The 6,270-nt window shown below is 47.2% G+C and carries 2 protein-coding genes; one reads left to right on the top strand and one right to left on the bottom strand.

Translation table 11 applies throughout. The annotated features are described in order from the left end of the window. Nucleotides 1-258: 258 nt before the first annotated feature. Nucleotides 259-5,745 (bottom strand): hypothetical protein, encoded by a 5,487-nt coding sequence (locus KBW69_RS20045; RefSeq protein ID WP_257282024.1) that lies wholly within the window; start codon nucleotides 5,743-5,745, stop codon nucleotides 259-261. 387 nt (nucleotides 5,746-6,132) lie between these two features. Between KBW69_RS20045 and KBW69_RS23955 the strand changes: the two genes are divergently transcribed. Further along, on the top strand, nucleotides 6,133-6,270 hold a 138-nt coding region (locus tag KBW69_RS23955), incomplete at its 3' end, for a MerR family DNA-binding transcriptional regulator (RefSeq protein WP_373690723.1).

The raw sequence follows: 6,270 nt of genomic DNA on the forward strand, positions 1-6,270 counted from the left end.
AATCGCTCATGGCTGTTTCGTTAAGTTGTAGAGAGAATTTAGTTCATAGTGGCAAACTCGGTAAGCTGTTGAGCGAATTTAGTTAACAAAGGCAAAGTTCAATGCCAATAAAATTGAGCGGTTTTTTCGGGGAAGGGCGACATTCATAGCTTCTAAAAGGGTTTAATCGGTAGCACGATCTGAAAGAAAACAGTATTTATTCCTTTATACCGATTTCTTTTGGATGGCTATGGAGGAATCATCCACCGTTTTCTGATATCAAAGTTCGCTGCGGGTATTCTCATTTTTATCAGGATCAAACTTTTGATCAGCCGTTGGTGTATTCAAGGCTGCGCCCTCTGGCGCTGCAGTTGCTCTGTTGTCATCGCTCTGTTGCCAATCGTAGAAGATGCCCAGTGTGTAAGAGTAAGGAATACTTTCTGCGTGGGAGAATGACCATTTAGGCATATTGTCCCTGAAATATTTTTCCCAGCCATTCTCATACATCTTCATGGTGCGATCACGGCGTTCACGGAACTGAAGATAATTCTCTTTCCGCGTCCAGCCATGCATCATGTTGTTTGTTTTGACACGATTGGCATACTCTTCATCCGTTTCATTAAAGCGCTGAGGCGTGGCAATGGCAGTACGTTTCATATAGTCAGATTCCGTTTCACCTGCGCCTCTCCAGCGATTAAGCTTGTCAAGACTTCGTCCCAGAGGTCCCCCCAGCCATTGAGTGAGTATCTTGTTGTCGTTCATCAAGAAGTCGAAACCGAGACTTGACACCAGAGCGAATTCGAAGGTTTGAGCATAGGTAAACCGGGATATAAGACCATGAGCGTATGCTCCGACAGTGGCTAACGGACCCAGCACCAGACCGGCAGTAGCCGAGGCCAAAGTCTTTACTTTTTGTGGTGTCACCCGGTGCAGCAGCGGTACCTGAACGCCTTGTCCGGAACCCATGGATTTCACCATTTCGGGAACCAGACGGGAAATGCTGCAATACATCCGGGGGTTGGCGTTGTGTTGTCTGGCAAACAGCATCGTGCCGGTTTTCAGCAGAATGACTGAGGAAGCAGCCTTGCCCAAAGGCATGGCCAGCCCGCCTGCTTCAGATATTTTTTCAATGCCACTGTGATAGGCATATTGGCTGTTTCGGTCAAGATCAACGCCATAGCGTTCCAGCCAGTGCTGGAAAGGTGTAAACAGTCTGTGTGTGTAATCACCTCTGTTGGTCAGATCCAGAAGATAGAGGAACGCCATGTTCGAGAGAGACAGTCTGGCTGCCTCCGGAGCGGTATGGGTCACCAGTAGAGGATTGTAGTTGGAGTAGTACCAGATAAACGCCTGTAACAGAGAGGCTGAAGGTTTGACCCAGTAATCATTGAGCTGCCACTCAACCGCTGCGGAATGAGTCTGCATTAATGTGTCATGGATAGCCTTGATCAGCTCTGATTCAGACAGGCCGGCAGCATTAACATAAAGTGTCAGGGTATCCTGAACATTGGCCAGAAATGCTGCCGTCCTGCGGCCATTTTCAAAGGCAATATCATCAAGCACGTAGTTGGCGATGGTAGCCGCTGCGTACTCTTTTATACCGGCAACAGACTCTTTCATACCTGTCGGGCCGGTTGCAGTCACGGTCACAGGAATAAAGGCGCTCTGCATAAATTCCTCAGCACCCTTATCGGACAGCATCTGGACAACCCTCCTGAACTGGGGCAAACGGACACCGTGCTTGCTGCCAACAAAGAGTTCAAATTCGCCCATTGCCGTATAAACACCGACACCTCTGACGGCCTTTATGTAGTGCTCAAGTTCAACCCTGCTGATCAGACCTTCACGGAGCAAAGTGATTATCCTGTTACCACTGGCAGAATGGCTGGCGAAGTATTCCGGGAAGTCTTTCAGGCCCCCTTGTTCATGCTCGACGAAGTGAATGGCTGTTTTGCCCATGTCGCGAATGACGTCGTCGTATTGTTGGGCTCCTGTTTCCACGTAGTACAAGGCCCAACCCGCCAGTTCCTCGACATTTTTGATAGCACTCCAGGGTCGATCTTGCATAGGCATGAGGGGGGATTCCGGGAAGATCTTCAGGCTCTTGAAAACGTCCACCATCCGACTGGCCTGTTCAATCGTCAGTTTATCCCCGACCAGTGCCTGCATGCGAATCGCTGCAAATTCATTGTTAAAATCGAAAGTCGAAAGCAACGGTGCTTTCTTGCCGCCTTCTCTTGCCGCTTCTTTCAGGCCAATGGCGGCTTCCAGAGCTTGTTTTTTGAGAGGGTGCTGCTGCATGAAATTGTTGATAGTGCTCAGAACCATTACCTGTTCCGGCGTGTACTGGAAGGGACCAGAGTCACTTTCGACGGCTTGCTCTGCAGCCTTCAGGACTCGCTTCATTCTCTCAATGTCTGCTTTTCTGAACTCAATCTCATCTTGCAGATCTGCCTGTTCCTGAATCAGATGCCGGACAGTGCCACCATAACCATCATTCCCACCATATTCTACCTGTCTCTTTCTCAGGGCATTAAGCCGTTGTTCATGGGTGTCAGCAGGGGCTGGTTTAAGACCCACGTCTTTTTCGATGGCTTCAAGAAGCGCATCGTCGTGTTCACGCAGGAAGTCTGTGATCTGAATGTACCTTTTCCTGCTATGAAGCAGTCTACCTAATGCTTCGCCGACTTCGTACTGACCAGCAGAATCTGCATAGCGTGCAATGGCAATTAAGTAATCAGATGCTTCCTCTGAACCAAGGTCATTTATCATATGGATGTTCAGACTTGATTTGACTCTCAGTTCCTCAAGGATTTTATCTCGTTTTTCTGCACTGCATTCCAGCAGGAAATGCCTGATGTTCTTCACTCGCTCTTCAGTGGTTTGCTCGTCACTTGAAGCCAGACCCAACTCGATCTGAACTTCTTTCATTCCCTGCTTGAGAACCATGCTTTCTTCATCTGAGACATCCTGGAGGTCGTCAGGGTTCCCTTCATATACCAGGCTTGTACCTCGAAGCCTTTTCAGATTGCGATAAATGGCTGCCAGCTCACTTTCAGCTTCTTTAATTGCTCGTCTTGCCGTGGCAACATCACGATCAAGGACGAATCGGGGTTTAGGTCCAAGGCGAGGCATTTGCCTGTCCAGCTCATTTTCAATGGCTGCAATACGCTCATCAACCTCAGGCTGACCCGCTTTGAACACTTCTTCGTCCAAGTCTTCAAGTTTTGCTTTAATTAGACTGTTTTGCTCGTTTATAGTGGCGTGATATCTATAGTTCTTAATGTTGAGTTGATCAGCAATTTGATTATTTCTGATTCTTTTGACACCCTCATCGTCATAAGTTTCGTTTACTTCTTCCTTTAATTCCTGAATTCGGTCTCTTAGAGCATGCTGCTGGTCAAACAGATTGGCATCGTCAGCAAACCCTATCTGCAGATCACTGGCCAGTTTAGCTATGAACATTTTTTCTCTTTCTTTAGCAGCGGGATTTTCATGAGGGGAGATATTCAGTGCGTCCTCCAGGGCGATAAGATGATTTGTCTGTCGTTTCCTGGCTCTTTGATCCGATTCTTCGATTAAAAAGTTGAGAAGATCACGAATGCCAGAGACCAAGACGTCCATCTGCATCGGGCTTCCCTCCGGAGCGAGTCTGTCAGTTGCAACGCGGAGGAGTCTGTGCATGTCAGCCAACTCGTCCTTTGAGACATCACCGCTATCAAGTCGTGCACGAACCCTTGCCAGTTTTGCTGCTTTGCTATCACTTTCACCGATTCTGACACTGATGCTGAGTCTGTCTTCCAGCATTTGCAGTATGATCCAGACCTGTGCCTCTTCCCGCTGTCTGGCTTCACTGACGTATAGATGTATGTCTTCAGAAACGAGCTGACGATTGAAATACACATCGTCCCTTTCATCGATGTGACTCTTATCTCCCAAAACTCTTTCCATGGCCCGAAGTGTCTCAAGTACTTCAGGCATGGCTTTGGACTGGCCTGGTGCGGTGATGATGTCAGAATTTTTCAGATCCTGTTGTTCATTTATTGTTCGAATTCTGTGAGAGTGGAGTTCTTTTTGGGCAATCATTGTTTTAATTTTTGCAAGCAGGCTTTCTTGTTGAGCATCAACATCTTCATTGCTATTAAAATTCTGAATGTTTAAATGTGCGGCAATGGTAGCGTAGCGGTCTTTGATTTCAGTTGCTTTTTCAGCATCTTTTCTGGTGTTCTGTTGCTGAAGATATTGTTGAAAGGCCTCGGATCCCTGCGGCTCTTCCAGCGTGTTTTCCAATTCAAGATGCTGTCGGGCCATGTTACCAATGGCTTTTTTAACAAACGTTGTGTCTTCTCCGAAAGCAAAGCGCTGCATCAGTTTGCTGATAACGTCTGTACCTTTTTGAACATTCTGAAAAAAATGCCGACTTGTCAGAAGATCTCTGAGTGCGGGTTTGAAACTGAAGAGTTTTTCGAATTGAACCAACATCCAGCCTGGCGTGATGACCGATAACACGGCTCCGATGTGTTCTGCTGTGAGTTCAAATTCATCGGTTCCATATGAAGCAGCAGTGGTTAATGCCTGCTGAATAGATTCATAGTAAGCAAGCATCACCAGTTTATCATGTAAAAGTTCAGCATGGTGTTGTAGGGCTAGCTCATTAGAGAACCCCTCCAGTAGCGCCATCTGTCTGCTTCGAATAACGTACTGGTAGCTTTTGACCTTGTCTTTTTTAACCTGTGCAATGTGCTTATTATCATTACCGCCAAATTTTTTCCAGGGGTTATAGAGGCTCTCCACAAAAGCAATATCGGCCAGATTCTGCTTCTGACCACGGAAAACAATAATCTCCCCCGGAGCCTCAGTCACTTCCAGTTTTGGATAACCCTCAGGCACAGGATAAGCCTGTGTGACATCCTCGACGTGGACTACATAGCCAACAGGCTGATGGCAGAGCACGAGAGTATTCAGGGCTACCTTTTGTAAACCTTCTCCCAGAAGATAAACCTGGGTATAGGCAGAGGTGGCTAGTGCGAAAAGAGCCTCATCATTGACAAAGAGCGACTGACCCAGTCGCTGCAGTTCAGGGAGCTTATCGCCTGCAGCAATAAGGCGCATAAAAGTACGCTCGTTCACTTCAACTTTGCCTACTTTCATGGTGGCAAGGGCAACATAGTGATCAGCTTCGCCAAGGCTTCCTGCTCTTTCATGGGCTCCTTTTAGTACCCCAGCCAGATGTTCGGGGCTGGCGACTTTCGTTGTCGGTTCAAGTGGTTGGATGTCACCCGATTGACTTCGAACAGCCTTAATTGAATCCTGATGGGTCATGCCGTTTCTGACTTGGATGACCAATGCTTCATCTGCAAGATTATGGGTAAACTTGAAGACCCCCTCATTACCCACCTTCAGGACTTTGGTGTATTTCCGGGCAACGTCATTCTCGTCGGTTTCAAACTGATCAACACTGGAAACGCCACCCTCAATGCCAGAAAGAATGTCTGTGAAGCCTTCAGAGGGAATCTCGTAGTCTGCTCTGGCTTGAGTCTGATCAGGGTAGGTGGTGGTAAAGGATTTGGGTATGGGTTTCTGGTCGTGACCTAAAGTTGGCTTAACCATGACCTCAATCTGGGTAAACTCCGGCTGTCCATTGCCCTGAATATCGATAGATTTTATTTGCAGCCTGCGATCAGCCAATGCCTGTGTATTAATGATGGAAGAGCTGATGGCAAAGGCCATTGCAAGGCTCAGTGCATTGGGGCGAGCATGCGTCATTCTACTACCTCAGGGCTGAGTACTTTTATTCCCTGGCAGCCTGTCGGACTTAAGCGTCCGTAGCGAGGATTGCAGGAATTTTTAGACCAATTTATTGCAACCGCAGTAGGACAGCCTTAAGTCCGACAGGCTGCTAGAAAAGTGGTGTCCAGACCAGACGGGAAAGCAGCTTTTAATCGCTCACGGCTGTTTCGGTAAGTTGTTGAGAGAATTTAGTTCACACTGGCAAATTCGGTAAGCTGTTGAGCGAATTTAGTTAACAGCGGCAAAGTTCAACGCCAATAAAATGGAGTTGTTTTTTCAGGGAAGGGGGGTTAAAAACAGTTCGCAATAATCTATTATAATCTAAATTTATCTAATATAATCTCAAGAATTGATAAGAGATTAGTGAAGATAGCTGAGGCAGCTCGTTTACTTGGTACAGACCCAGTAACACTACGAAAATGGGAAAGTACAGGTGAGCTGCTTCCTGCCAGAAAGACCAAAGGCGGAACTCGTTACTACGACGTGTCTGAATTGATGGGC

The sequence above is a fragment of the Endozoicomonas sp. ISHI1 genome, from assembly GCF_024606225.1.
GTDB lineage: Bacteria > Pseudomonadota > Gammaproteobacteria > Pseudomonadales > Endozoicomonadaceae > Endozoicomonas_A.